Raw genomic sequence first — 25,210 nt, forward strand, 5'->3', positions numbered from 1 at the left:
TGAAACAGATGCTATTATAAGTGTGAATCAACTTTATAAAAGCTTCGGTTCTTTACAAGTATTGCGCGGTGTTGAGCTTGAAGTCAAAGAGCGCGAGGTTGTGGTGTTGATTGGAGCAAGCGGCTCTGGTAAAAGTACTTTTTTACGCTGCCTCAACTTTTTGGAAATGAAGGACAGTGGGGAAATTTATCTAGAAAGTAATCTCATTGATACAAAGAAAGATAATTTAAATAAGGTGCGTGAACAGGTAGGGATGGTTTTCCAACATTTTAATCTTTTTCCTCATATGACTGTTTTGGAAAATACCATTGAAGCACCAGTTCATGTAAAGGGCATGAGCAAAAGGGAAGCTACTGAAATAGCGGAGGAGTATTTGAAGAAGGTCGGATTGCTGGATAAAGCGAACAATTATCCTGGAACCTTATCCGGCGGTCAGAAACAAAGAGTTGCCATTGCACGGGCGCTTACCATGAAACCGAAAGTCATGCTTTTTGATGAGCCTACATCGGCATTGGACCCTGAACTTGTAGGAGAAGTTCTGGGTGTCATGAAAAGCCTGGCCGAGGAAGGAATGACGATGGTTGTTGTAACGCACGAAATGGGTTTTGCCCGGGAAGTGGCGGACAAGGTAGTTTACTTGGATAAAGGTGTAATCGTAGAGGAAGGGGCACCTGAAGAAATTTTCGGAAACGCCAAAGAAGAGCGCACTCGGGAATTTTTGAGTAAAGTATTTTAATAGAACACTAAATGAAACGTTTGTTCCACCCATCCCAAGGTGGGACAAACGTTTTTATTAGTTTAGAGAGGGAATTTATTGGACTGGAAGCCAGTGCTCCTAAAGTTTAAACTTAGGGTAACTGAAAGTGGGGAGATTCCTTTGATAAACATTAAACTTGTTGTACCTCGCAAAGGTTATATAAAAGACGCCATGGAAAGGTTCGAGGAATTCATCCTCCAGGAAGCAAGGGATGCACCGGAGGAAAACATAGGGTTTCAGTTGGAGGAAGTCGTTATTCCGACTGATAAAATTCATAAGGTCAAGGTCGATGCGGACGTTATCATTTCAAGAGGGCTGGTGACCAAGCTTTTAAAAGAGCACAATGAATCCATCCCCATCGTGGATATACCGGTCCAAGGAATTGATTTAATCCGCAGTCTTGTTGAATGCAAGGAGCGTTTTGGGAGAAAAAAGGTTGCTGTCATTGGAGCTGCCAATATGATTTATGGTGTTGAGAATCTAGAATCCATCATAGACTTGCCGATACAAAAATATATTTTGAACGATATCACCGTATCAGACCGGACCGTAGATCAAGCGGTAAGCGATGGTTGCGAGATTGTGATGAGCGGTCTAAATACGAATAAATACGCCGAACGAATTGGTATGCAAACGATGCTGATTGAAACAGGGAAAGAATCCTTTCGACAGGCGCTGGTTGAAGCGAAACGTCTGGCAATTGTCAGCAGAATAGAACAAGAGAAGGCCAAACGCTATCAGACGATTCTTGATCATGCGTATGAAGGGGTGATTGCTGTTGATTTAAAAAAGAGGGTTTCCGTATTTAATTCTTCTGCGCAAAAAATTTTATCCATCTACGACAAGAATTTGATCGGTGTTCCTGTGATTGGCATTTTAAACAAGGGTAAGTTTCTGGATCTTCTAATCAGTCGAAATGATTTTCAGGAAGAAATTGTGAGTTATGGCACCATACAATTATCTGTAAAAAAAGCAGGTATCTTTTTAAAAGGTAAAAAAACGGGCGATATGGTTGCCTTTCAGGATGTCACTGGGATTCAGGAGATGGAAGGGAAAATCCGTAAAAAGATTTATTCGAGAGGACATGTAGCGAAATATAGCTTCAACGATATCGTTTTTAAAAGCGAATTGATCGGGCAGACGATTGAAACAGCGAAGCTGTACAGCAAGGCGGATTCGAATATTTTGATTGTCGGAGAGACCGGAACGGGAAAGGAAATGTTCGCCCAAAGTATTCATAATAACAGCAATCGCAGGAATAATCCCTTTGTTGCAATCAACTGTGCGGCCCTCCCTGAAAGCTTGCTTGAGAGCGAGTTGTTCGGATATGCGGAAGGTGCTTTCACAGGGGCTATGAAAGGCGGAAAGCAGGGTTTTTTTGAATTGGCTCACAGAGGGACGCTTTTTTTGGATGAAATTGGAGAAATCTCTCCTAACCTTCAAAGCCGCCTGCTCCGTGTGCTGCAGGAACGAGAGATTATGCGGATTGGAGACGATAAGATCATTCCTGTCGATGTAAGAATTATTGCTGCCACCAATAAAAATTTGATGGATATGGTTAAAAACAATGAATTCAGGGCGGATCTCTTTTACCGTTTGAGTGTACTGGATCTTCAATTGCCTCCCCTTCGTGAACATCGCAAAGACATTCCTGTTTTGGCTGAAGCATTTATGAAAAAAATCCAGATAACTGATGAAGCGAAGGAAAGGTTAAAGGAAGAGGAGTGGGAAGGAAATGTACGACAGCTTCAAAACTTTTGTGAGCGGCTGATGGTCCTTTGTAAGGATCAAGAAATTAATGTGTTGGACGTGGAAAAACACCTTCCAAAAAGGGCTGAAACAGACCGGACGTACGTTTCGGAAAAGGAGCGAATTCTTAAGGCTCTTGAAAAACATCATTTTCACAAAGGGAAAGCCGCATCTGAATTGGGGATGAGTCGAACGACGTTTTGGAGGAAGTTGAAAAAATGGAACATCGAAACATTTTGAAACGAAAAGGAACATAACAATTCATATTGTTTCAATGAGTAATGACATATACGCAAGAAAGCCCGTTTTTACATTGGAATAATAATTGCATGAATAAATAGTGAAGAAGAATTCACTTTTCTATAGATGGAGTGACCCCATATGGAAACAGAAAAATTGTGTAAGTTAGTCGAATCTATTTTTCCCCAAAAACGTATTTTAACAAATCTGGCTGATCGCTATTCGTACAGCTTTGATGCTTCATTCGGGGAATATCTGCCGGACTTGGTTGTCCAGCCCGAAAATAAAGAAGAGATCGCTTCGCTAATCAAAGTGGCCAATGAATATAAAATTCCCGTTTATCCGAGGGGAGCAGCCACGTCTTTAAGCGGGGGTTCATTGGCTGTTAAAGGCGGCATCGTTTTGGATATGTCGCAATTTAAAAAGCATCTCGTCATCGACCGTGAAAATTTGCTGGCTATTGTTTCGCCAAGTGTGATTACTGGTGATATCCATAAACAGGCAGAAGCTGCAGGGTTGTTTTACCCACCTGATCCAAGTAGTTCCCATGTATCTACGATCGGAGGTAATCTCCTTGAAAACTCCAGTGGTCCTAAGGGATTGAAATATGGTACGACAAAAGAGTATGTGATCGGTTTGGAAGTAGTTACGCCGACTGGAGAAATAATCCGAACTGGCGGCAAGACGGTCAAAAATGTAACCGGATATGATCTGACGCGCCTGATCGTCGGGTCTGAAGGCACGCTTGGAATTGTGACAGAAGCGACTTTGAGACTGATTCCAAAGCCGCAAGCAAGGAAAACATTACTTGCTTCTTTTGACAGGTTGATAGATTCAGGGCATGCCATCACGAATATTTTGTCTGCAGGAATTTTACCGAGCGCGATGGAACTAATGGATAATGCCTGCATTCGTGCAGTTGAAAATTATACCCCGAGTCGACTGCCTGTCGATGCGGAGGCGATTATCATCGTTGAAATCGACGGACATGAGGCAGCGATTGAAGAGGAGATTAAGAGGTGTGAAGAAATATGCTTCAAACAACATGCTACAGAAGTGAAAGTGGCCCAGGATGAAGCTTCAAGGGCGAGCATCTGGAAAGCAAGAAAAATGGTTTCTCCTGCCATCACTCAAATGGGGCCGACAAAAATTTCCGAGGATGCCACTGTTCCAAGAAGTGAAATACCGAAAATGATGGAACGGCTTCATGCCATTCGCGATAAATATCAGTTGAACCTTGTTGTATTCGGTCATGCTGGAGATGGAAATCTTCATCCGAATATTATTACGGACAAACGAAATTTTGAAGAAATGAAGCGGGTAGAAGAGGCTGTCAGTGAAATTTTTGAAGCGGCTGTCGAGCTTGGCGGTACCCTTTCCGGGGAGCATGGAATTGGCACGTTAAAAGCACCTTATATGGAAATGGAATTAGGCCCAGACGGTCTTATGATGATGAAAAAGATTAAAGAGGCATGGGATCCGAATGGAATTTTGAATCCAGGTAAAATTTTTCCTCAGCCAGGCCAGACAAAGGTGGCATTACTATGAGCAAATCCGTCTGTCATCAAGAAGATAAATACGTTTCTTTACTCCATGACCTATCATATGAAGCTGCTAATATGTGTGTCCAATGTGGGTATTGTTTACCCGCATGCCCAACTTACGAATCAATGGGCAATGAAGCGCAGTCTCCGCGCGGGCGGATTAATCTTGTAAAGATGGCGGCTGAAGGAAAAATAGATTTGCAGCAGGATCTTGCGGAGCCAATCGATTTATGCCTCGGCTGCCGCGCATGTGAAGTTGCGTGCCCGGTTAATGTTCCATACGGTCACATCTACGAATCAGCAAGGGAAGTTATTGCCCTGCAGCAAAAAGAGGAACAGAAAAAGCTCTCCGCTGGAGTAAAAGTTCGGGACCAAGTATTAAACAAGCTTTTTCCGCATCAAAACCGCCTTCGTTTTTTGGGCAATGCGACTTGGCTTTACCAAAAAACAGGCGTCAACAAGGTGGCTCAAAAACTTAAACTCGTCAATAAAGTTTCGGAACCGATGGGGCAATTTGAAAAAATCCTCCCTTCTGTGGAGTCCCCTTCGAAACGATATAAATTCGGAGATGCTTTTCCTTCCCGCGGTCCTAAAAAAATGACTATTGCATTTTTTTCCGGGTGTATCATGGATGCTGTGATGTCCAAGATTAACCGATTGACAATCGAGTTGCTCCAAAGCGTTGGATGTGAAGTGCACATTCCGAAGGGGCAAAATTGTTGCGGAGCTCTTCACTCCCATCAAGGGAGCATGGAAGAAGCTAAGAATCTGGCAAAAGCGAATATCAAGGCATTCGAATCCTCTACCGCTGACTATTTTATCAATAATGCTGGCGGGTGCGGAGCGATGCTTCGTGAGTATGACCACTTGTTCAAGGACGATGCCGAATGGCAAGCGCGTGCGAAATCCTTTGTGGAAAAAACACGGGATATAACTGAAGTCCTTGTTGAACTGGGTCCGCTGCCTTTTAAAAAGGAGTGGGGTGGGATCATTACTTATCAGGATTCCTGTCATTTAAGAAATGTCCAGGGAGTATCGGAGCAGCCGAGAGAGCTCCTTCGTTCGGTTCCGGGTGCAAAGGTTGTTGAAATGGAAGGAAGCGATCGATGCTGTGCGTCAGGGGGAATCTATAATCTCATCCATTTTGAAGAATCTATGAAAATATTGGATGAAAAAATGGTGAACGTAAAGGCAACGAATGCCCAAACAATTGTCACAACCAATCCAGGCTGTTTGCTGCAAATGAAGCTGGGAGTGGATAGGAACGGTCTTGAACATGCCCGGGCTCTTCATATTGTGGAAGTTCTGGCAGAAGCCTGTGATATTCAATAGCAGAAATGAGATATAACTAAAACCCGGCATCCGTGATGTCGGGTTTATTCTGGGCTAGAGAATGTATAAAAGTGAATTGAAATTTCCTAGCTTACTGTGAGAGCAGAAGGGCAGCCCGGAGCCTGTATGTCCTTAATCTCCCGGCTCCGGATAATGAGCGAGGCTGTTATATTGATACGTAGTCGTTTGAAAAGTGTGTCTTTTGTAGTGGAGTAAAAAAGAAAGGGGATAGCAGTTATTTAACTTCATTCAGCAGAAGTCTCCCAACTCTGTAAGTGGTGAGATGAAAGCATATTGGTATTCCATTCAGTGGGGGTTCAAACCCTGGTTGAATAAAGTCAAAGCCTCCGACGGATGCCACAAATTTTCAGAGGAAATGTATCGAGCGGAGCTCGATAAAATCTGGGCGCAAATACGCCAAGGCGCATTTGATTAGGGTCAGAAACTTGATAAAGCACTTGTTGTAAAAATTTGAACTTTCTGTGAACAAATACAGAATTGTTTCTAAAGTACCTATTATTAATTTTATNGTCAGAAACTTGATAAAGCACTTGTTGTAAAAATTTGAACTTTCTGTGAACAAATACAGAATTGTTTCTAAAGTACCTATTATTAATTTTATATTAACGTATAATCCAACTATATTAAATAGAAGGAGGGAATTGTATGAAAAAGGGGAAAATCAAGTATACGGCCTTTTTGCTGGCTATGATGCTGTTTCTGAGCATAGTGCAGCCGCTTGCTCCGCAAGCCAGCCCAGTAACTGCCGATGAGGCAGTTCAGTTAGGAAAAGGTCAGCCGTTGGAAGGGAGATTCAATGAGCCAGGGGAGGTTCATTGGTATAAGCTAGAACCGGCGGACAAAGAAATTCAACAAGATACACATATGAAAATAGAAATCTCTGGAACTTTTGAAGGAAACATTTCGGTTTATCCGGATGGGGATAGAGCTCAAAGGGATTTTACATTTGATGATTATAGATCCGAAATCGCTGAAGGGGCACCAGCAGTCATTTATATGCCGCATGCTTGGAAAGGCCCTTACTATATTAAAGTGGAATATTACGGAACCTTTGAAGAGATAGAAGAAAATGAAGGTGAGTTTGAAGAGCCGCAGGGTGCCGACTATCAAATTGGTTATGAAGGAGAAACGATTTCCCCGGCTGATATGCCAGAGGAAGCCTGCCCAGTTGAGTTAAGCGTGAATAAACGGGCATCGGGCATGGAAATTTTAAAAGAACTCCGGACGGTGAGAGACGAATTGTTGTCAAAGACAGAAAAAGGTCAACAATTAACGTCTTTATATTATAAGATGGCTCCTTTTCTTGTCACGAAAATGGCGGTAGACAAAAAGATAAAAGACCAAGTTTATAATGACTTGGTCAAATTGAAGCCAATTTTTAGTGAACTGGTGGAAAAAGGCGATAGCAGTAATTATCGTCTGACTAAAGAAGATCAAATTGCCATCAAAGAACTGTATGAAATCATCATCCAAAATGTCCCTGGTTGGCTTAAGGTGGAAATTGAAAAAATGGCAAAGGAAATTGGCATTGATAATCTAATAGGAAAAGAAATTTCTACCATTTTAAAAGAAAATGGATTAGCTGTTACGGGGTCCAATCCAAACAGGGTCATCGTAAAACTGAAGAGTGGAAAAGCAGCTTCTGAATTCCAAAAGAAGGCTAAAGGGATAACTAAATCTGCATCAATCAAAACGATTAAAGGAAATACTACGACTTTGAATAATATGTACGTTCTCGATGCTGGGGGAAATACAAAGTCAGTTGCCGGGGCATTAGCAAAATTACCGGAAGTACAATATGCGGAACCGGTTTATAAATATCATAAAAATACTTCAGATATTCAATTCAACTCTCAATGGGGGTTGAAAAATACAGGACAAGACCATGGAAAGGCAAATGCTGATATCCAATTTTCAAAACTCTATGAAAGATACAAGGATGAGCAACTTGGTGAAGTTGTCATTGCAGTCGTGGATACAGGAGTTGATCATACTCTAGCAGACTTGGAAGGAAAAGTTATTCCAGGGTATGATTTTGCGAACCGGGATAACGACGCATACGATGATGAAGGACATGGAACCCATGTTTCAGGTATCATTGCAGCTGGAATGGATAATCATTATTCTATGGCGGGCATCCATCCGAAAGCAAAGATTTTGCCAGTCAAGGTACTTGATGCCAGTGGCAGCGGAGATACTGATAAAATTGCTCTTGGTATTAAATACGCTGTAGATAATGGCGCTGATGTTATCAATCTCAGTCTGGGAGGTCCTTATAGTAGGGTAATAGAGGAAATGCTGAAGTACGCGGCATCTAAAAATGTGACTATCGTTGCTGCCAGCGGGAATGATGGTGCGGATATGGTGGATTATCCGGCTGCGTCAAAGTATTCCATAGCTGTAGGAGCATCAAACAAGCTCGATATCGTTTCCGACTTTTCGAGTTATGGAGAAGGGCTTGATCTCGTGGCTCCCGGTGCAGATATTCCAAGCTTGCTTCCGAACGGAAATGTCACTTATCTCAGCGGCACATCAATGGCTGCTCCCCACGTTTCGGCAGCAGCAGGATTATTGCTTTCAAAAAATGGGAACATAAATCGGGAAGAAATCAGAAGGATTTTGACGGTAACTGCAGTTGATATTGCGGTAGAAGAGCCTGAGTTTGAACCGGATTATGATGATGACGATGATTTTCCGATCAGAGTCTTGGAGCCGGGGTATGACGAAGTGTCCGGCTGGGGCAGGCTGAATATCTGGAGCGCTTTTAATGCCAATGCCTTGGGACTTGAAGTCAATGCGCTGACAGACAATGATACAAAGATTTCGGGGAAAGCAATAAGCGGAACGAAGCTCCAATTAAAAGACGGAGAAACTCTAATAGCAGAAGGAAAAGCGGAGAAAAACGGGACGTTTGCCATCCCAATCCGCCCGCAGCAAGGAAATAAAATTCTGCAATTGGTGGCAAATGATGGTGCGGCTTCTGTCAGGGTAGTTGTCAAGGAAACACCGATTCCTAACACTCCTAAAGTAAATCCAGTAAGTGACCGGGATACAGTTGTGACAGGCAAGGCGGAAAAAGGAACGACTGTTTTTGTTAAAACAAATAAACAATCGCTAGGGAAGGCCAAAGTCGATAACAAAGGCGGCTTCAAGGTAAATATTAAGAAACAAAAGGCTGGGACGAAGCTTTCGATTACTGCTGAGAGTGCTTCCAAAAAAGTGAGCAAAGCAGCTAAGATTGTTGTCATTGATAAAACCCCGCCGGCAAAGCCGAAGGTGAATTCAGTAGGCGATTCGGATCAGGCAGTTAAAGGAAAAACGGAATCCGGTGCTACGGTTTTTGTGAAGCATAAAGGGAAGACAATAGGAAAGAAAAAAGCTGATGGAAAGGGTAATTTTAAAGTCGCAATTAAGAAGCAAAAAGCTGGTACAGTTCTTTACGTGACAGCAAAAGATGCTGCAGGAAATGAAAGCAAGGCAGTTAAGGTGACAGTTAAGGACACAACACCTCCGGCAGTACCAAAAGTCAATAAGGTGACTGACCGAGACAAATTTGTTTCCGGTAAAACAGAAGCGAATGCAGTTGTTGATGTAAAACATAAAAATAAATCACTTGGAAAGAAAAAGGCCGATGCAAAAGGTAAATTCAAGGTAAAGATCAAGAAGCAAAAAGCTGGTACTATGTTGTCCGTGACAGCAAAGGATGCAGCTGGAAATACAAGCAAAGCTGCAAAAGTCAAGGTGGAAAAATCTAAATAGTAAAAGGTATTTCTAAAACCCTCGACCAGCGAGGGTTTTAGTTTTATCATTTTCCGACAGAAAACGCCTATCTGAACGCAAGCAAATGAGCAGGCGGAAGATGGATGCCGGTTAGGTGTAAGCCTAAAGGTTATGCTAAGCTGAACAGAAGAATAAACAAATATTGAAGGAGGTGGCTGACATAAAAATAGTGATTGCGCCTGATTCGTTCAAAGGAAGTATTTCCGCCGTTGAAGCTTCATTGGCTATTGAAAAAGGAATAAAAAGATCCTTTCCCGCTGCTGAAACAATCATTGTCCCTTTAGCCGACGGGGGAGAAGGAACAATGGATACTCTTATGACCGCTACAAACGGAGTGAAGACTGCTGTTACGGTGACGGGGCCGCTTGGGAATCCAGTTGAAGCTTTTTATGGCATTCTTGGAGATAGGAAAACATGCGTCATTGAAATGGCAAGTGCTTCAGGCTTGAACTTGGTTCCTGAACAGGAGCGGAATCCACTTGTAACAACTACATATGGAACAGGGGAATTAATTCGACATGCTCTTGATAAAGGGTTCAGGAGTTTCATTTTAGCCCTTGGAGGCTCTGCAACAAATGACGGAGGAGCAGGAATGCTGCAGGCGCTAGGAATGAACATTTTAGATAAGAAGAGACAAAGAATCGGTTTCGGCGGTGGGGAACTAAGCCGAGTTGACAAAATCTCTTTAGAAAATTTTGATCCGCGAATAAACGAAAGTGACTTTATCATAGCATCGGATGTTGAAAATCCGCTTGTTGGTAGAAACGGAGCTTCTTTTGTTTTCGGGCCACAAAAAGGGGCAACGGAAGACATAGCTCAAATATTGGATCAAAGCCTGACGCATTGGGCGGACAAGGTAGAAGAAATGACAAGTGTAAAACTCCACAATATGCCGGGAGCCGGAGCAGCCGGGGGAATCGGAGGGGCTTTTCAGGCGTTTTTTCCATCCGTAACGGAAAAAGGTGCCGAGGTCGTAATGGATTATACAAAGCTGAGGGAACGGTTGGCAGGAGCTGATCTATTAATTACTGGCGAAGGGCAGGTAGACTTTCAGACAGCCTTTGGTAAAACGCCAATGAGGGCAGCGCTGGCAGCAAAGAATATGGGGATTCCGACCATCATCATCGCAGGTTCTGTTGGAAAAGATATCGAAAGTCTTTATCGATATGGGGTGGTCAGTGTACACAGTATTATGACGAGACCAATGGCACTCGATGAAGCAATGAGGTCAGCCTCCAAGCTTCTTGAGCACACTTCTGAGCAGGTCTGCCGCACATATTTTATGAAGCTGTAGCCGTTACTGTAACCTGGTTTTTTATCATTTCATTTCACTCCTATCAAAAAGGGGAGAAAGGGGGCTGGCTTGAAGATATATACAATGGAGAACAGCCTGACGGTAAAAACGCCAATAGAAGATGTGTGGGAGTTTTTTTCTGATCCGAAAAACTTGTCTATACTTACACCTCCTAAACTTAAACTCCAATTCATGCAGGAGCCGCCTTCTTCCATGTTCAAAGGCCAGAGGGTTTTCTATTGCATATCACTCTTCCCAGGCTTACGTCTCAGGTGGGAAGGGGAAATAATAGAAGTCGCAGAACTTGAACGTTTCATAGATGAGCAGCGAAAAGGACCGTTTACTTATTGGCGGCATGAGCATCTATTTTTTCGAAAAGAGGAAGGGGCGGAAATCCGGGATCACTTGCAGTATGCTTTGCCGTTTGGCTTGATCGGTTTTGCTATTCACCCGATTGTGAATAGCAAAATGAAGGAAATGTTTGCGTACCGCAATGAAAAAGTGAAAGAAGTATTTCCATCATAAGGGAGCGTGACTTACGTGCATATTGTTATTGCTGGTGGAAGTGGGTTTCTTGGACAGATTTTACGGGAAAAACTATTGGCTGATGGAGATCAAGTAACGATTTTAACAAGAAGCGCTGGGAAAAACCAGAAGACAGACCAGCTACAAGCTGTCGAGTGGCTAAAGGAAGGCACCCGTCCGGAAGAGAAATTAAAGCATGTAGATGCCATCGTTAATTTGGCTGGAGAATCAATCAGTGGTCTTCGCTGGACAAAGCAAAAGAAAGACCGGATTATAAAAAGCCGTATGGAAACCACAGGGGAAATCATTCGACTGATTGAAAAATTGGAAAACAAGCCCCAAGTCCTTATCAACGCTTCAGCTGTGGGATATTACGGTATGTCCGATACAGACACTTTTACCGAAAAGAGCAAAAGCAATGCCAATGACTTTCTTGCCAACACTGTACAGAAGTGGGAGGAAAAAGCGGCCGAAGCCAACCAGCTTGGCGTCAGGACTGTCTTTGCACGATTCGGGATTATACTTGGCAAGGGAGGAGCGCTTCCGCTCATTACGCTCCCTTATAAATTTGGCATTGGCGGCAACATAGGCTCTGGAAGGCAATGGGTGTCATGGATTCATGTTGAAGATGCCGCTCATATGATCAAGTTCATCATCGGCACCCCGGCTATCGAAGGTCCAATCAATGTCACCACTCCAAATCCTGTGCGGATGGAGGAGTTTGGAAAAACGATTGGCTCTGTTCTAAGAAAACCGCATTGGCTCCCTGTTCCTAAAATAGTTTTAAAATTAATGTTAGGTGAAATGAGCAGTATGCTTGTAAACGGCCAGCGTGTGATTCCAGAAAAAGCCATGGCCCAGCATTATGATTATCTGTATCCGGATATAAAAGAGGGATTAAAAGCCATTTTATTATTGTCAAAGATTACAAGTTCATGAAAAAATAGATTTATTATCCAAATTGTGCTACTATTTATCTATATAAGTAGCATGTCCAGAGGATGAAGAAATGAATTTGGAGAAAATGAATATCGGCGCAATGATCAAGTACCATCGCCAATTACGAAATATGACGCAATCTGAACTGTGCAATGGCATATGTTCCGTAACACATTTAAGCAAGTTTGAGAACTACAACAAAGAAGTGAATCAGGAAACGATCATGCTCCTGCTCGACCGTTTAGGTATATCGTTAGACTCGATTCAAAAAGCATCAGAATCTATTGCTGCCGACCTCTCTGATTTGTTAGATGCTGTCCTTTCATATGATAAGATACGTGCGGAAGAGTGCTATCAACGTGTGCAAGAGCAGCGTGAATACATTACTTTCTCCAATTACATAGCACGATATCATTTATACTTATATCGATATTTTCTTCTTATCAATGATTTTTCAAATGCTGAAAAGGAACAGGAAACCATCAGGCAAATTGCCAATTCATTTGCAGCACAGGAAAAAGAACTTTACGAGTATCTACATGCCATCTTTCTAATCATCAAGGGTGAGTATAAGCCGTCCTTGGATATATTGTTGAAGGTTGAAGCCAATGATTTGCTTCCTTCACCTTGGAAAGCAGAGCTATATTATTTCATCGCTTTCGATTTTGGCTCCTTGAAAGACAGCAGCAGTTGTGTTGCATATGGACTCAAAGCTTTGGAGGAGTATTCTAAATCATTCAACTATTTAAGGATTTTGCATACGCAATTCCTTCTTGGTATTGCTTATACGGATTTGGGACTGTATGATAATGCCGAAGAACAATATCGCTATATTTTTAAAAATATGAATCTTCTCAATGCGAAAGAACTATCTTCCGCTATGTACAACAACTATGCTTTGCTCCTAGAAAAGACAGGAAAGATGGAAGAAGCATTTAAGTTCTATCTATATTCCATGGAGCATGCAAAAAATGATATAGAGCATTTAATGAGTCTTTGCAGTTATACGGAATTACTCATTACCCAAGGGAAAAAGGAAGAAGCGCTTAGGAATATATCAAAAATATTACGCGAGACGAAAACAAGTGCACTGAGGAAGCAACAGCTCATTTTTCGGCACTACCAATACTTATTGAAGGATCAAGAAGAAAAAGCAATGAGCTACCTGGAGGAAGAAGTCCTGCCTTATTTAGAAAAATTCTTTTTTATTGAGGATTATAATAAGTTTGCTTTATCTCTTGCAAAGTATTTTTCAACAAAAGATACGGATAAGGCACTCTATTATTATAAAAAAATAGCAGAAAGGTGATGGAAAATGAAAAAGCTGATTGTAACTGCAAGCATTGCATGGGTATTTTACATTGCTCCGATCATCGGAGGCGGAATCACTCCGCAGTCACCGCCTATTTTCCCGCCAATTTAATATGTAAGGCAAGGGAAAAGCTGCTCTTTATTGGAGCAGCTTTTTATCATTTTCTGACATTCGTCTCCCACTTCAAACAGACAGTAAGGTTGTTAAGTGGCGAGAGGTTCAATTTTTCTGCTATAATGATGGAGAATTAAAGATTGTTAAGTGGGGGAACTGGTGATGCCGGTTGAGAAAGCATTCGGAGAAAATGCTGACCCTTTGAACCTGATCTGGCTAAAACCAGCGAAGGGAACGTCAAATTTACATACCTTGGCGCCTAGGGTTCATTTTTCCCTCGGCGTCTTTTCTTATTGTATAAGAAATTATAAAATTCTATGCTTATGTATAACTTGTTTATCAGATGTGCTGCGTCCAGCTCCAGCGTCTATCGACTAGCTGACTTCGCGCCTCCTCCTACGATAAGTCAACATCGGCTCCGACGGACAGGACGTCCTAGTGCAAGCGAAGCGACAGGACGTCGCGATTGAGCCTGCCGACGGACAGGACGTCCTAGTGCAAGCGAAGCGACAGGACGTCGCGTTTTGAGCCTGCCGACGGACAGAACGTCCTAGTGCCACCGAAGCCACAGGATGTGGGGGGTCTGAGGCGGCCTTCGTCGCCGTGTTTGCTTTATCTCGTTGGAGTCACTCTTGTCTAGCTCCAACGCCTAGCCCCTCGAGGTCATAAGCCAATTCCCTGTGGTGGCTGAAATACTGCCTCCTCGGGAATCGTCTTATGCTTGTCGGGGCTGACCAAGGCGTTTCCGCATTTCGGCTCAGTCTGTACGTCGATGGACAGTCGCTTGCGCTTTTGTTTTTGTTTTGACAACTTCATCAGGAGGAATTTCAATGAAAAAATGGTTGGCAAGCATCTCTTGCATGTTACTATTGTTGGCCGGTTGCGGTGGACAAGATAAAGAAAAGGGCGATTCGGCAGGGAAAGAGGAAGGACTAAAAAAAGTATCCGTTGTCCTGGATTGGTCGCCGAATACGAACCATACCGGATTGTATGTTGCACAGAAAAAAGGTTTTTTTAAAGACGAAGGATTGGATGTGGAGATTATTTTGCCAGGGGAAGCAGGAGCGGATCAGCTTGTGGCTTCCGGGAAATCCGAATTTGGTGTCAGCTATCAGGAAAGCATTACGGAGGCACGAGTTCAAGACGTGCCGATTGTTTCGATTGGTGCGGTAATTCAGCACAATACGTCAGGTTTTGCATCCCCTGTTGAAAAAAATATCAAGTCGCCAAAGGATTTTGTAGGAAAAGCATATGGAGGATGGGGGGCACCGCTTGAAAAAGCCGTTTTGGCATCTCTGATGGAAACGGAAGGCGCGGACATTAAGAAGGTGGACATCGTGAACATGGGAGATTCCGACTTTTTTACGGCTGTAAAAAGGGATATTGACTTCGCTTGGATCTATTATGCGTGGACCGGAGTGGAGGCGGAGCTTCGCGGAGAAAAAGTCAACATGATCTACCTAACGGATTACTCGGACAAGCTTGATTATTATACTCCTGTCATTTCAACAAGCGAAAAATTGATTGAAAAAGATCCGGAAACTGTCAAAGCGTTCATGGCTGCAGTGACAAAAGGCTATGAATTTGCGATCAACCAGCCGGCAGAAGCTGCTGATATTTTAATTACATCTGTTCCTGATTTGGACGAAGAGCTCGTAAAGAAAAGCCAAGAATGGTTGGCGCCGCGCTATCAGGATGATGCTTCCCGCTGGGGAGAACAAAAAGCCGAAGTGTGGAAAAATTACATGGACTGGATGCTCAGTAAAGGATTGCTGGAAAAAGAGATAGATGTTGATAAAGCATTCACGAACGAATTTTTACCAAAATAGGAGGGCTGAAAATGGCCAACTCATTGATTAGTATACAAATTATCCCCAAAACCAAAAACGGCGAAGATGTCATTCCTTATGTAGACGAAGCCATCAAAGTGATCCAGGAAGCAGGCATTAAACATGAGGTACACCCATTGGAAACAACAATGGAAGGTGAATTCTCCGAATTGATGGAAGTCATCAGGAGAATGAATGAACGGATGATCGAAATGGGAAGCAAAAACGTCATTTCCCAGGTGAAAATTTTATATCAGCCGGAAGGAATAACAATGGACCAGTTAACGGAGAAGTACCAATAATGAACTGGGTTGCAAAAAAAGGATGGAGGCCGGCAGCGGTCCTCCTCCTTTTATTATGTATATGGGAATTGGCTGTAAAAATGCTGGATATTCCAGGCTGGCTCCTCCCGCCGCCTTCTTCCATCATTGCTGAAGCAGTGGGAGGCTTCGAGGGGCTTTTGCCGCATCTTCAGTCGACCTTGGTGTTGGCAGCCGGTGGTTTTGTGATCGGATGTAGTGTAGGCCTGTTGACTGCAGTTATTCTGCATTTGCTTCCAAGGGTACAGGAGTCAATTTATCCTCTTTTGATTTTATCGCAAAATGTTCCAATCATTGTCTTGGCGCCGCTTTTAGTCATTTGGTTCGGTTTTGGGCTGCTTCCTAAAATCATCGTCATTACACTTGTCTGTTTCTTTCCTGTAACCGTTGCAGCGATGGATGGTTTCCGGAATGTTCCGCACGATATGAAGCATTACATGCTAATGGCGGGGGCTTCGAAAATCCAGTTGTTTTTAAAATTGGAATGGCCGTACGCTCTTTCCTCCGTTTTTTCCGGATTAAAAATTTCAGCAACCTACAGTGTGATGGGGGCTGTGATTTCCGAGTGGCTTGGGGCAAAAAATGGGATCGGAGTCTATATGACGCTGGCTTCTTCAGCTTTCAGGACGGACCGTGTATTTGTGGCGATTTTTATCATCATGATCTTAAGTCTACTGTTTTTTACTGTCATTACAATTGCTGAAGCAAAGCTGGTCAAATGGCGAAGAAAGAAGGTTGAATAGATGAGTCACTTGGAAATCGGACATTTGTCTAAAAACTTTGCTGGAAAAGAAATATTGAAGGGTTTACAGCTTTCAGTTGAGGAAGGAGAATTTGTTACGATCCTGGGACCTTCCGGAAGCGGCAAAAGTACACTTTTTCATATCATCGGAGGGCTTCTAACTCCAGAACAAGGCAGCGTTTTTTTGTATGGGCAGGAAATTACAGGTGAACGAGGACATATTAGCTATATGCCGCAACAACACTCGCTTTTTCCGTGGCGGACCATTTTGCAGAATGTACTTTTGGGGCAGGAACTGACTGGAAAAGCGGATAAAGAGCGGGCTGTAGATATGATTGAAAAAGCGGGACTGGCTGGATATGAAAATGAGTTGCCGGATGCTTTGTCTGGCGGAATGAAGCAACGGGCCGCTTTTATCAGAGCATTATTAAGTCCACAATCCCTCATTTTATTGGATGAACCATTTTCAGCTCTCGACGATTTTACGAGACAAGATATGCAGCAGTGGCTTCAATCTACTTGGATGGAGTATAAAAAGACGATTCTGTTCGTGACGCATAATATTGAAGAAGCGCTTTTTCTTTCTGACCGGATTGCCATCCTTTCAACAAAGCCGGCAGCCGTAATAAAGGAATTCAAGCTGCCTTTTGACAGACCGCGGGACAAGGAGTTATTTTTTGCACGTGAGTTTTTTGATTTGAAGCAAGAGATCAGTAGTTGGATTTTAAACGGCAGTGGGGGTGTGGAGCGCTAATGAGAAAAATCATTGATTCCCATATCCATTTGGACTTATACAAAGAGAATGAAATGAGAGAAATCATGAAAGAATTGGCTTCTGCAGGGTGCACGGATTTAATTTCAGTTTCCTTTCATCTCGAATCGTGTCTTCATAATTTGCGTTTGGCTAAAACATATTCCCAAGTGCACACAGCATTCGGGTTCCATCCGGAGCAGGAATTGCCTTCTGATGAGGAACTCCAGGATTTGTTTTTGTGGATGGAGAAACACCAGGAGCAAATGGTCGCTGTCGGAGAAATCGGACTTCCTTATTATCTGCGTTCGGAAAGTAAGGGGGATTTTTCCAACGATGGACATATCGAATTGCTCGAACAATTCATTTTGAAGGCCAGGCAATGGGACAAGCCTGTTATTTTACATGCTGTATACGATGATGCGTCAATTGTCTGTGATTTGCTGGAAAAGCATGGGATGGAAAAGGCGCATTTCCACTGGTTTAAAGGAGATTCAAAGACAGTCGAGCGGATGATCGAGAATGGCTGGTTCATTTCCGTTACGCCTGATGTGGTTTATGAACAGGAAATTCAGGAGCTGGCCAAAGTATACCCGCTTGATCAAATAATGGTGGAAACGGATGGGCCGTGGCGTTTTGAAGGACCGTTCTCCGGAAAAATGACACATCCGAACATGATACATAAATCGGTTGTTTCCATAGCTTCGATTAAAGATTGTAGGAAGGAAGAGGTCTATGGCATCCTTTATGAAAACACCGCTGATTTCTACCAGTTCAGTCCCTTAAAACGAGAAAGAAATCGAACGTGAAATTTTAACTTCATTCAGCAGAAGTCTCCCACTTCTGTAAGTGGTGAGATGAATGCATATAAATATTCCATTCAGTGGGGGTTCAAACCCCGGCTGAATAAAGTCAAAGCCTCCGGCGGATGCCACAGATTTTCAGAGGAAATTTATCGAGCGGAGCTCGATAAAATCTGGGCGCAAATACGCCAAGGCGCATTTGATTGGCAGTCCCGCTGGCGTTCAGTACTTTTGCAGAACTGTTAAGACTGTGCCTCTAATACAGTGAATTCTGAAAAAATGAGCCAGATCTTTTTTGATTTCATCCTGTATAGGCTTGAATGCTTTCACCCGGACAACAAAATGATAATTGAACCACCATGCCGAACAATATTTTTGATTCATTTATTTTGAATTAGAAATAATTTCAACTCGGATTAAACTTATTCTCAAATAATGAATTTTGGAATATTTTTAGTTCGTTGCATACATGCCATAAAAAAGGTACTATAGTAAAGTCTATTAAAATAAATACTATTCAACATAATTTCTTACTTTTCTTACATTTTGGAGGGGAACAAATTATTATGAAGGAAAAACTTTCGTTTTCATCATACTTTGTCATTGGTGTGATGTTATTTGCTTTGTTCTTCGGAGCGGGGAACCTCATTTTTCCAGCTTCACTTGGGCAAAATGCAGGAACCAATCTTTGGCCTGCGATTATCGGATTCTTAATTACAGGAACAGGCTTACCGTTTCTTGGAATTTTGGCTATGGGATTTTCGGGCAGTCGCAATCTTCAGGACTTGGCGAGCCGGGTTCATCCGGTTTACGCGGTCATTTTTACTTCTCTGCTTTATCTGACAATTGGACCTTTTTTTGCTACTCCTCGTACTGGTGCAGTTGCTTATGATATTGGGATAGCTCCTTTTGTGAGCGACGATTTTGCTAAAACAGGGCTTTTTATTTTCACCCTTGTGTTTTTTGGCATCACCGTCTGGCTTTCTTTGAATCCAACGAAAATTGTTGATCGTGTCGGAAAAATATTGTCACCGGGCATCATTATTCTTCTTGCTGTTTTACTTATTACAGTTATTGTCAAACCGATGGGATCATTTGAAGCTCCTCAGGAAGCCTATAGCAGCGGTGCGTTCATGAAAGGTTTCACCGAAGGGTATAATACGATGGACGCCCTCGCATCGCTTGTTTTCGGCATCATTGTCATCAACGCGATCAGGGGACTCGGCGTTACGTCTAAAAAGGAAATTTTGTCTGCGACGATAAAATCAGGTACAGTTGCGACTATTTTTCTAGGAATTATTTATGTGGGGATTGCCTATTTGGGTGCAACCAGCACTGGAAAGATCGGTCTTTTTGATACAGGTGGGCCCGTTTTGAGTAATGCATCGTCTTATTATTTCGGAACATTTGGAGCAATTATGCTAGCAGCAATCATCATTCTTGCGTGCTTGACAACGAGCATTGGACTGATAACAGCATGTGGCGAATATTTCAATACCCTTTTTCCAAAAATCAGCTATAAAGTATTTGTTCTATTCTTTTCTCTGCTGTCCTTCACCATTGCAAATTTCGGGTTGGCGAACATTATCAATTATTCAATCCCAGTATTAATGTTCCTGTATCCTTTGGCGATTGTGTTGATGCTCCTCACATTTATGTCACCGTTATTTAAACATTCGCGACTGGTATATGTTTCAACAATTGCGGTCACATTCTTAATTAGTATTGTGGACGGGCTCAAGACGCTCTGCGATTCATTAAAAATTCCATACTTTGAATGGTTGTCTCCAATTATTGACTTTTATAAAGATAATCTGCCGATGTATGCCGAAGGCCTTGGTTGGTTGATACCTGTCCTTGTTGTGCTTATTGGAACAGGAATTATTGGGCGAGTCATTTTTCCAGGGCAGGATGACATTGAGGCCTCAGAAGTCTAATTTTAAAAAAGTCTTGACTTCCATTTATCTAGAAGTTATCATCTTAACTAATTAAAACTTTAACGGATATCTTTTGGCAATGATGAAGAGAAGTAGCTGTTTTTTAACACTCAAGAGAGCCAGTGGCAGGTGTGAACTGGTGTGTGGAAATGGTGAATGGACTTCTGAGCCTTCAAGCTGAACTTTGCCGATGGGCAAGTAGTAGGCTTCGACGTGAATCTCGACGTTAAAAGAGACGGACAATAAGCATTGCTGCTTGTTGTTGGCAAAGTGAGTCGGTTTTTCGGCTAATAAAGGTGGTACCACGGGTTCCCTCGTCCTTTGGATGAGGGGCCCTTTTTGTATTACAAACGAATATATGAAAATCGATGAATAAGATGAGTACACTGAGCTGTGGACGAAATAGAGAGCTGGTGATGGTGGGAATCCGGCGCGTACCGTTTGGTGGAATGGACTTATGAGAGATTTCCCGAATCAAGTAGGGAAAGACGGATTCCCCCGTTACAGGGATAGGGTATCGCGTGTAAGAAATCGCTGTACCTGAATGAGATGGAGATGCTTGAAGATCTTCAATAAGAGGTGGCACCGCGACTATATCGCCCTCTATAAATACACTTTTCGTGTGTTTATAGGGGGCTTTTTGTTTTAAAACTGAATCCTTTAAAAAAGTATCAAATGATAAACAGCAAAACCCTTTGGCGGCATGTTTTAAGTATAATGGCAACTTTTTGAATACGTACAATAAAAGAAAATCGGGAGGTTTTTCTCATGAAATCGCAATTGCAAAAACTGATGAAAGGTAAAGATTTAAGCATACAAGAGATGAAGGAAGCAGCGGGGTTTCTTTTTACAGGAGAAGCTTCGGAAAGTGAAGCGGGGGCACTGCTTGGGCTGCTTGCTTTAAAAGGGGAAACGGCGGATGAAATTGCTGGACTGGTTCAGGCCATCCGCGAAAGATCGGTTCCGATTCAATCTGTCGGGGGAAGCGTCATGGATAATTGCGGTACAGGTGGTGATGGATCCAGAAGCTTCAATATCAGCACAACATCAGCGTTTGTCATTGCCGGAGCTGGAATCAAAGTTGCCAAGCATGGGAACAGGAGCGTTTCAAGTCAAACAGGCAGCGCAGATGTATTGGAGCACTTAGGTGTGTCTCTTGAATGCACGCCGGAGCAGACACAGGAATTGTTGGAAGAAAATAATATCGCATTTTTATTTGCACCGTACGTCCATCCAGGAATGAAGCAGGTCATGAAAGTAAGAAGGGATTTACGGGTTCCGACGATTTTCAATCTAATTGGCCCTTTGACAAATCCGATTGAACTCGACACTCAACTGATGGGCATTTACCGACGCGATAAATTGGAATTGATGGGAAGTGTTTTGGAAAGGCTTGGAAGAAAACGCGCGGTCATCGTAAATGGTGCAGGCCATATGGATGAGCTGTCATTGGCGGGTGAAAATCATCTAGTGATTTTGAAGGAAGGAAAGCTACAGTCCATTACCCTGACTCCTGAGGCAGTTGGTCTTCCAACTTATTCACTGGAAGAAATTGCGGGCGGAGATGCAGAAAGGAATGCCAGCATCATGATGAGCATTTTGCGTGGAGATGATGGTCCTTTCCGCGATACAGTTCTGCTCAATGCCGGTGTGGGAATTTTTGCAAGTGGCAAGACAGACACGATACAGGAAGGGATTCAATTGGCAAAAACGAGCATTAATTCAGGGGCAGCCCTGTCAAAGCTAGAGTATTTAATTAGAAAAAGCGAGCGATTAGAGCGGGGAGTGGTATAACATGACAATATTGGATCGCATCATTGCACAAAAAATCTTAGAGGTAAAAGAACTGAAAGCTATTTACGGTGTAAGACAACCGAAGCCAGTAAAAAGAAAATCACTATATGAAAGTATTCAAAAATCTAACACGATGAGTGTGATAGCAGAAGTGAAGCGCGCTTCTCCATCCAAAGGAGACATTAATCAAAAAGTAGACCCAGTTGCACAGGCAAAACAATATGAGGAAGCGGGGGCAACGGCGATTTCAGTATTGACGGATCGACAGTTTTTTAATGGGGCAATGGCTGATTTGTCCGAAGTTGCTTCGGCTGTTCCCGAGCTCCCCTTGCTTTGCAAGGACTTCATAATTGACCGTGTGCAAATTGACACAGCTGTCCATCATGGGGCAAGCATCATCTTGCTCATTGCAGCAGCTTTGAAAGAAGAGCAGCTTAGAAATTTGTATGGTTACGCGAAATCACTAGGCTTGGACGTGTTATTTGAAGTTCACAATGAGGAGGAAGCAGAGACTGCCCTTAAGATTGGAGCGGACATTATCGGGATTAATAACCGTGATCTGAAGACATTTAATGTTGACCTGAAGGTAACGGAGCGTGTAGCAGCTTTAATAAAAAATGAAAATATTGTGGTTGTCAGCGAAAGTGGAATCCGAACGCGGAAGGATGTGGCATTCGCAGAAGCTGCGGGAGCCAAAGCGGTGCTTGTCGGGGAAACACTTATGCGTTCGGTGGATATCGCTGCAACGATGAATGAAATCCGGATTCCTTTGCCCAAGGCGGTGCGTTGATTGAAAGTAAAAATATGCGGGATCACCACTATGGAAGCGGCGGAAACGGCGTGCCAAGCGGGGGCTGACATGCTTGGATTCGTTTTCGCTGATAGTTCGAGAAGGATAGAGCCTTCAGATGCGCAGGATATCATATCCCAGCTTCCTGAACACGTGGCGGCGGTTGGAGTTTTTGTCAACGAGACAATTGAACAAATTCATCGTATCGCAGAAGAAGCTGGACTTGATTATATTCAACTTCATGGAGATGAAACGCCGGAATTTTGCAAAGAGCTTTTACTTCCGGTTATCAAGGCTTTTACTATCAAGGAAGAGAATGACGCCAAAAAATTATCAGGATATGAATGTGACTTTTACCTGGTGGACAGTCCAGGGATTCGCTACCGCGGAGGTAGCGGGAAGCCATTTGATTGGAGACTTTTACAGGAACAAAAGCTTCCAAGGGAAAAAATGATCTTGGCAGGCGGCCTTAATCAAGCTAACGTCAAAGAAGCGATTAGATTGGCCCAGCCTGCTGCGGTAGATGTATCAAGCGGAGTGGAAACGAATGGAAAGAAAGATCATCAAAAAATAATCGATTTTATCCAAGAGGCAAAACAATCTTAACAAGGGAGAGAAAAGGCTATGGCTATCAATGTGTTACCTGATGAAAAAGGCCGGTATGGACAGTTTGGAGGACGTTTTGTTCCAGAAACATTAATGACCGCTTTGCTGGAACTGGAAGAGGAATATAAAAAGGCCGTTGGCGAACCTGAATTCGCAGAGCAGATGGATTACTATTTAAAACAGTATATTGGCAGGGAAACGCCGCTATACTTTGCAGAAAATTTAACCGAGAAAATCGGCGGAGCGAAAATTTACTTAAAGCGTGAGGATTTGAATCACACCGGTGCCCATAAAATCAACAATACGATTGGGCAAGCGTTATTGACGCTTCGGATGGGCAAAAAGAAAGTCGTTGCTGAAACAGGTGCAGGCCAGCATGGAGTTGCGACGGCAACAGTCTGCGCCCTGCTCGGATTAGAGTGCATCGTATTCATGGGGGAGGAAGACATCAGGCGCCAGCAGTTGAATGTGTTTCGGATGGAGCTGCTTGGAGCTGAAGTAAGGAGTGTGTCTCAAGGGAGCGGTACATTGAAAGATGCGGTAAACGAAGCACTGCGCTACTGGGTTGCAAATGTGGAAGATACTCACTACATTTTGGGGTCAGTCGTAGGACCACATCCATTCCCGCAAATTGTTCGCGATTTTCAAAGCGTAATCGGGAAAGAAACGAAAAAGCAGCTGATGGAGCAGGAAGGGAAACTCCCTGATGCCGTTGTCGCTTGTGTTGGCGGTGGAAGCAATGCGATGGGAATGTTTTATCCGTTTGTGAACGATCAGGAAGTGAAGATTTATGGGGTTGAAGCGGCTGGATTAGGCATTGAAACGAGAAAGCATTCGGCGACATTAACGGATGGAAAAGCAGGAATTTTACACGGAACCTTGACGTACTTGCTACAGGATGAATCGGGACAGATTCAAAGTGCCCATTCTATTTCAGCCGGTCTGGACTATCCTGGGGTAGGTCCGGAGCATGCCTATTTAAAAGATGCTAGACGAGTGACTTATACATCCGCTACGGACACAGAAGCACTGGAAGCTTTCCAGCTTTTATCGAAAACGGAAGGGATCATTCCAGCTTTAGAAAGCTCGCATGCCGTCGCTTATGCTATCAAATTGGCTAAAGAGATGAGCAGAGAAGAAACATTGGTTATCTGTTTGTCTGGAAGAGGGGACAAGGATGTCGAAACGATCAGAGCAGAATTGGGAGGCGGACTGAATGGGTAAAGAACACATTAATGAAGCGATTCAGGGCGTTTTGGAACGGGGAAACAAAGCTTTTGTTCCTTATATTATGGCAGGGGATGGAGGACTTGAAAAATTAGCAGACCAGATTTCATTTTTAGAAAAAAGCGGAGCGACAGTCATTGAGCTAGGAATTCCGTTTTCAGATCCCGTTGCAGACGGCCCAACGATACAGGAAGCGGGAATCAGGGCATTGGAGAATGGAACAACATTGAAAGCTGTGCTGGAAACATTGAAGGAATCCAAAAAATCGCGCTCGATTCCAATCGTTCTGATGACTTACTTTAATCTGATTTTTGTCTATGGTATTGAGAGATTTGCAGAAGAATGTGAAGCCGCAGGTGTAGACGGCGTTATCATTCCCGATCTTCCACTGGAAGAAGAAGATTCGGCGGTTCCTGCACTTTCCAAGCATGAAATTGCTTTGATCCGTCTTGCTTCTCCGACAAGTCCGAAAAGCAGACTGGAAGAAATCGTAAAGCGGACGGAAGGATTCCTTTATGCGGTGACAGTGAAAGGAACAACTGGGGCCAGGTCTGAATACGAGGAAGGAGTCGCGGAGTATTTGGAAGAACTGAAATCATTGTCTTCCGTTCCAGTATTGGCAGGGTTTGGCGTTTCATCGCCGGAGCAGGTAAAGGATCTTGGCCAGCATTGCGATGGAGTTATTGTTGGGAGCAAGATCGTCCAGGCTCTTTCAAAGGGCAAGGAGGAGGAAATCCTAGAACTGATTAATGCTTCAAAACAAGCTTTCATTAATCCGGTTTAACTTCATTCAGCAGAAATCCC

General features: G+C 43.2%; 22 protein-coding genes, 1 riboswitch and 2 other annotated features. All 22 genes read left to right on the top strand.

Going from position 1 to position 25,210, the window contains the following annotated elements; translation table 11 throughout:
• The first annotated feature begins 13 nt into the window (after positions 1 to 13).
• The 22 genes from D5F11_RS15455 (at position 14) to trpA (ending at position 25,190) form a co-directional block, all read left to right on the top strand.
• Complete coding sequence (locus D5F11_RS15455) at positions 14 to 736, top strand: amino acid ABC transporter ATP-binding protein (RefSeq protein ID WP_120117069.1); 723 nt, start codon at positions 14 to 16, stop codon at positions 734 to 736.
• Between the two features lie 141 nt (positions 737 to 877).
• Positions 878 to 2,746, top strand: a complete 1,869-nt coding sequence (locus D5F11_RS15460) for a sigma 54-interacting transcriptional regulator (protein WP_126646609.1) — start codon at positions 878 to 880, stop codon at positions 2,744 to 2,746.
• Between the two features lie 141 nt (positions 2,747 to 2,887).
• The gene (locus D5F11_RS15465; RefSeq protein WP_120117017.1) at positions 2,888 to 4,294 is read left to right on the top strand and encodes an FAD-binding oxidoreductase; all 1,407 of its coding nucleotides are present in this window, start codon (positions 2,888 to 2,890) and stop codon (positions 4,292 to 4,294) included.
• Entirely contained in the window at positions 4,291 to 5,622 is a 1,332-nt protein-coding gene (locus D5F11_RS15470) for a (Fe-S)-binding protein (RefSeq protein WP_120117016.1), read from the top strand. The genes D5F11_RS15465 and D5F11_RS15470 overlap by 4 nt, the downstream gene beginning before the upstream one ends.
• Positions 5,623 to 5,905: 283 nt before the next feature.
• Positions 5,906 to 6,058, top strand: coding sequence for a hypothetical protein (locus tag D5F11_RS26595; protein WP_185830733.1), 153 nt, complete (start codon positions 5,906 to 5,908; stop codon positions 6,056 to 6,058).
• A 230-nt stretch (positions 6,059 to 6,288) separates the two neighbouring features.
• Positions 6,289 to 9,402 carry a S8 family peptidase gene (locus D5F11_RS15475; RefSeq protein WP_120117015.1) on the top strand — a complete coding sequence of 1,038 codons (3,114 nt, stop codon included), beginning with the start codon at positions 6,289 to 6,291 and terminating at the stop codon, positions 9,400 to 9,402.
• Positions 9,403 to 9,583: 181 nt separating this feature from the next.
• Positions 9,584 to 10,717, top strand: coding sequence for a glycerate kinase family protein (locus tag D5F11_RS15480; RefSeq protein ID WP_120117068.1), 1,134 nt, complete (start codon positions 9,584 to 9,586; stop codon positions 10,715 to 10,717).
• Between the two features lie 69 nt (positions 10,718 to 10,786).
• Complete coding sequence (locus tag D5F11_RS15485; RefSeq protein WP_120117014.1) at positions 10,787 to 11,242, top strand: SRPBCC family protein; 456 nt, start codon at positions 10,787 to 10,789, stop codon at positions 11,240 to 11,242.
• Between the two features lie 15 nt (positions 11,243 to 11,257).
• Positions 11,258 to 12,181: a TIGR01777 family oxidoreductase gene (locus D5F11_RS15490; RefSeq protein ID WP_120117013.1), complete on the top strand. Its 924-nt coding sequence runs from the start codon at positions 11,258 to 11,260 to the stop codon at positions 12,179 to 12,181.
• A gap of 70 nt (positions 12,182 to 12,251) precedes the next feature.
• Entirely contained in the window at positions 12,252 to 13,490 is a 1,239-nt protein-coding gene (locus tag D5F11_RS15495; RefSeq protein ID WP_120117012.1) for a helix-turn-helix domain-containing protein, read from the top strand.
• 256 nt (positions 13,491 to 13,746) lie between these two features.
• Positions 13,747 to 13,858, top strand: a riboswitch (TPP riboswitch).
• Between the two features lie 579 nt (positions 13,859 to 14,437).
• On the top strand, positions 14,438 to 15,436 hold the full coding sequence (locus D5F11_RS15500; protein ID WP_120117011.1) for an ABC transporter substrate-binding protein: 999 nt from the start codon (positions 14,438 to 14,440) through the stop codon (positions 15,434 to 15,436).
• Between the two features lie 11 nt (positions 15,437 to 15,447).
• Positions 15,448 to 15,738: an MTH1187 family thiamine-binding protein gene (locus D5F11_RS15505; RefSeq protein WP_120117010.1), complete on the top strand. Its 291-nt coding sequence runs from the start codon at positions 15,448 to 15,450 to the stop codon at positions 15,736 to 15,738.
• Entirely contained in the window at positions 15,738 to 16,499 is a 762-nt protein-coding gene (locus tag D5F11_RS15510) for an ABC transporter permease (RefSeq protein WP_120117009.1), read from the top strand. Before D5F11_RS15505 ends, D5F11_RS15510 begins: the two co-directional genes overlap by 1 nt.
• Positions 16,500 to 17,252: an ABC transporter ATP-binding protein gene (locus D5F11_RS15515; protein ID WP_120117008.1), complete on the top strand. Its 753-nt coding sequence runs from the start codon at positions 16,500 to 16,502 to the stop codon at positions 17,250 to 17,252.
• Positions 17,252 to 18,058, top strand: coding sequence for a TatD family hydrolase (locus D5F11_RS15520; RefSeq protein WP_120117007.1), 807 nt, complete (start codon positions 17,252 to 17,254; stop codon positions 18,056 to 18,058). The genes D5F11_RS15515 and D5F11_RS15520 overlap by 1 nt, the downstream gene beginning before the upstream one ends.
• 48 nt (positions 18,059 to 18,106) lie before the next feature.
• Positions 18,107 to 18,298, top strand: a complete 192-nt coding sequence (locus tag D5F11_RS15525; protein WP_126646610.1) for a hypothetical protein — start codon at positions 18,107 to 18,109, stop codon at positions 18,296 to 18,298.
• 320 nt (positions 18,299 to 18,618) lie between these two features.
• The gene (gene brnQ, locus D5F11_RS15530) at positions 18,619 to 19,989 is read left to right on the top strand and encodes a branched-chain amino acid transport system II carrier protein (protein WP_120117006.1); all 1,371 of its coding nucleotides are present in this window, start codon (positions 18,619 to 18,621) and stop codon (positions 19,987 to 19,989) included.
• A gap of 70 nt (positions 19,990 to 20,059) precedes the next feature.
• Positions 20,060 to 20,314, top strand: a binding site (T-box leader).
• 34 nt (positions 20,315 to 20,348) lie between these two features.
• Positions 20,349 to 20,596: a binding site (T-box leader), on the top strand.
• A gap of 161 nt (positions 20,597 to 20,757) precedes the next feature.
• Positions 20,758 to 21,783 carry an anthranilate phosphoribosyltransferase gene (trpD, locus tag D5F11_RS15535; RefSeq protein WP_120117005.1) on the top strand — a complete coding sequence of 342 codons (1,026 nt, stop codon included), beginning with the start codon at positions 20,758 to 20,760 and terminating at the stop codon, positions 21,781 to 21,783.
• A 1-nt stretch (position 21,784) separates the two neighbouring features.
• Positions 21,785 to 22,573, top strand: coding sequence for an indole-3-glycerol phosphate synthase TrpC (gene trpC, locus D5F11_RS15540; RefSeq protein ID WP_126646611.1), 789 nt, complete (start codon positions 21,785 to 21,787; stop codon positions 22,571 to 22,573).
• A complete protein-coding gene (locus tag D5F11_RS15545; RefSeq protein WP_126646612.1) occupies positions 22,574 to 23,179 on the top strand; it encodes a phosphoribosylanthranilate isomerase in 606 nt (201 codons plus the stop codon).
• Positions 23,180 to 23,197: 18 nt separating this feature from the next.
• Positions 23,198 to 24,403, top strand: coding sequence for a tryptophan synthase subunit beta (gene trpB / locus D5F11_RS15550; protein WP_120117004.1), 1,206 nt, complete (start codon positions 23,198 to 23,200; stop codon positions 24,401 to 24,403).
• A complete protein-coding gene (gene trpA, locus D5F11_RS15555) occupies positions 24,396 to 25,190 on the top strand; it encodes a tryptophan synthase subunit alpha (RefSeq protein ID WP_120117003.1) in 795 nt (264 codons plus the stop codon). The genes trpB and trpA overlap by 8 nt, the downstream gene beginning before the upstream one ends.
• The last annotated feature ends 20 nt before the right edge of the window (positions 25,191 to 25,210 follow it).

It is taken from the genome of Siminovitchia terrae (genome assembly GCF_003605405.2).
Classification (GTDB): Bacteria; Bacillota; Bacilli; order Bacillales; family Bacillaceae_C; genus Siminovitchia; species Siminovitchia terrae.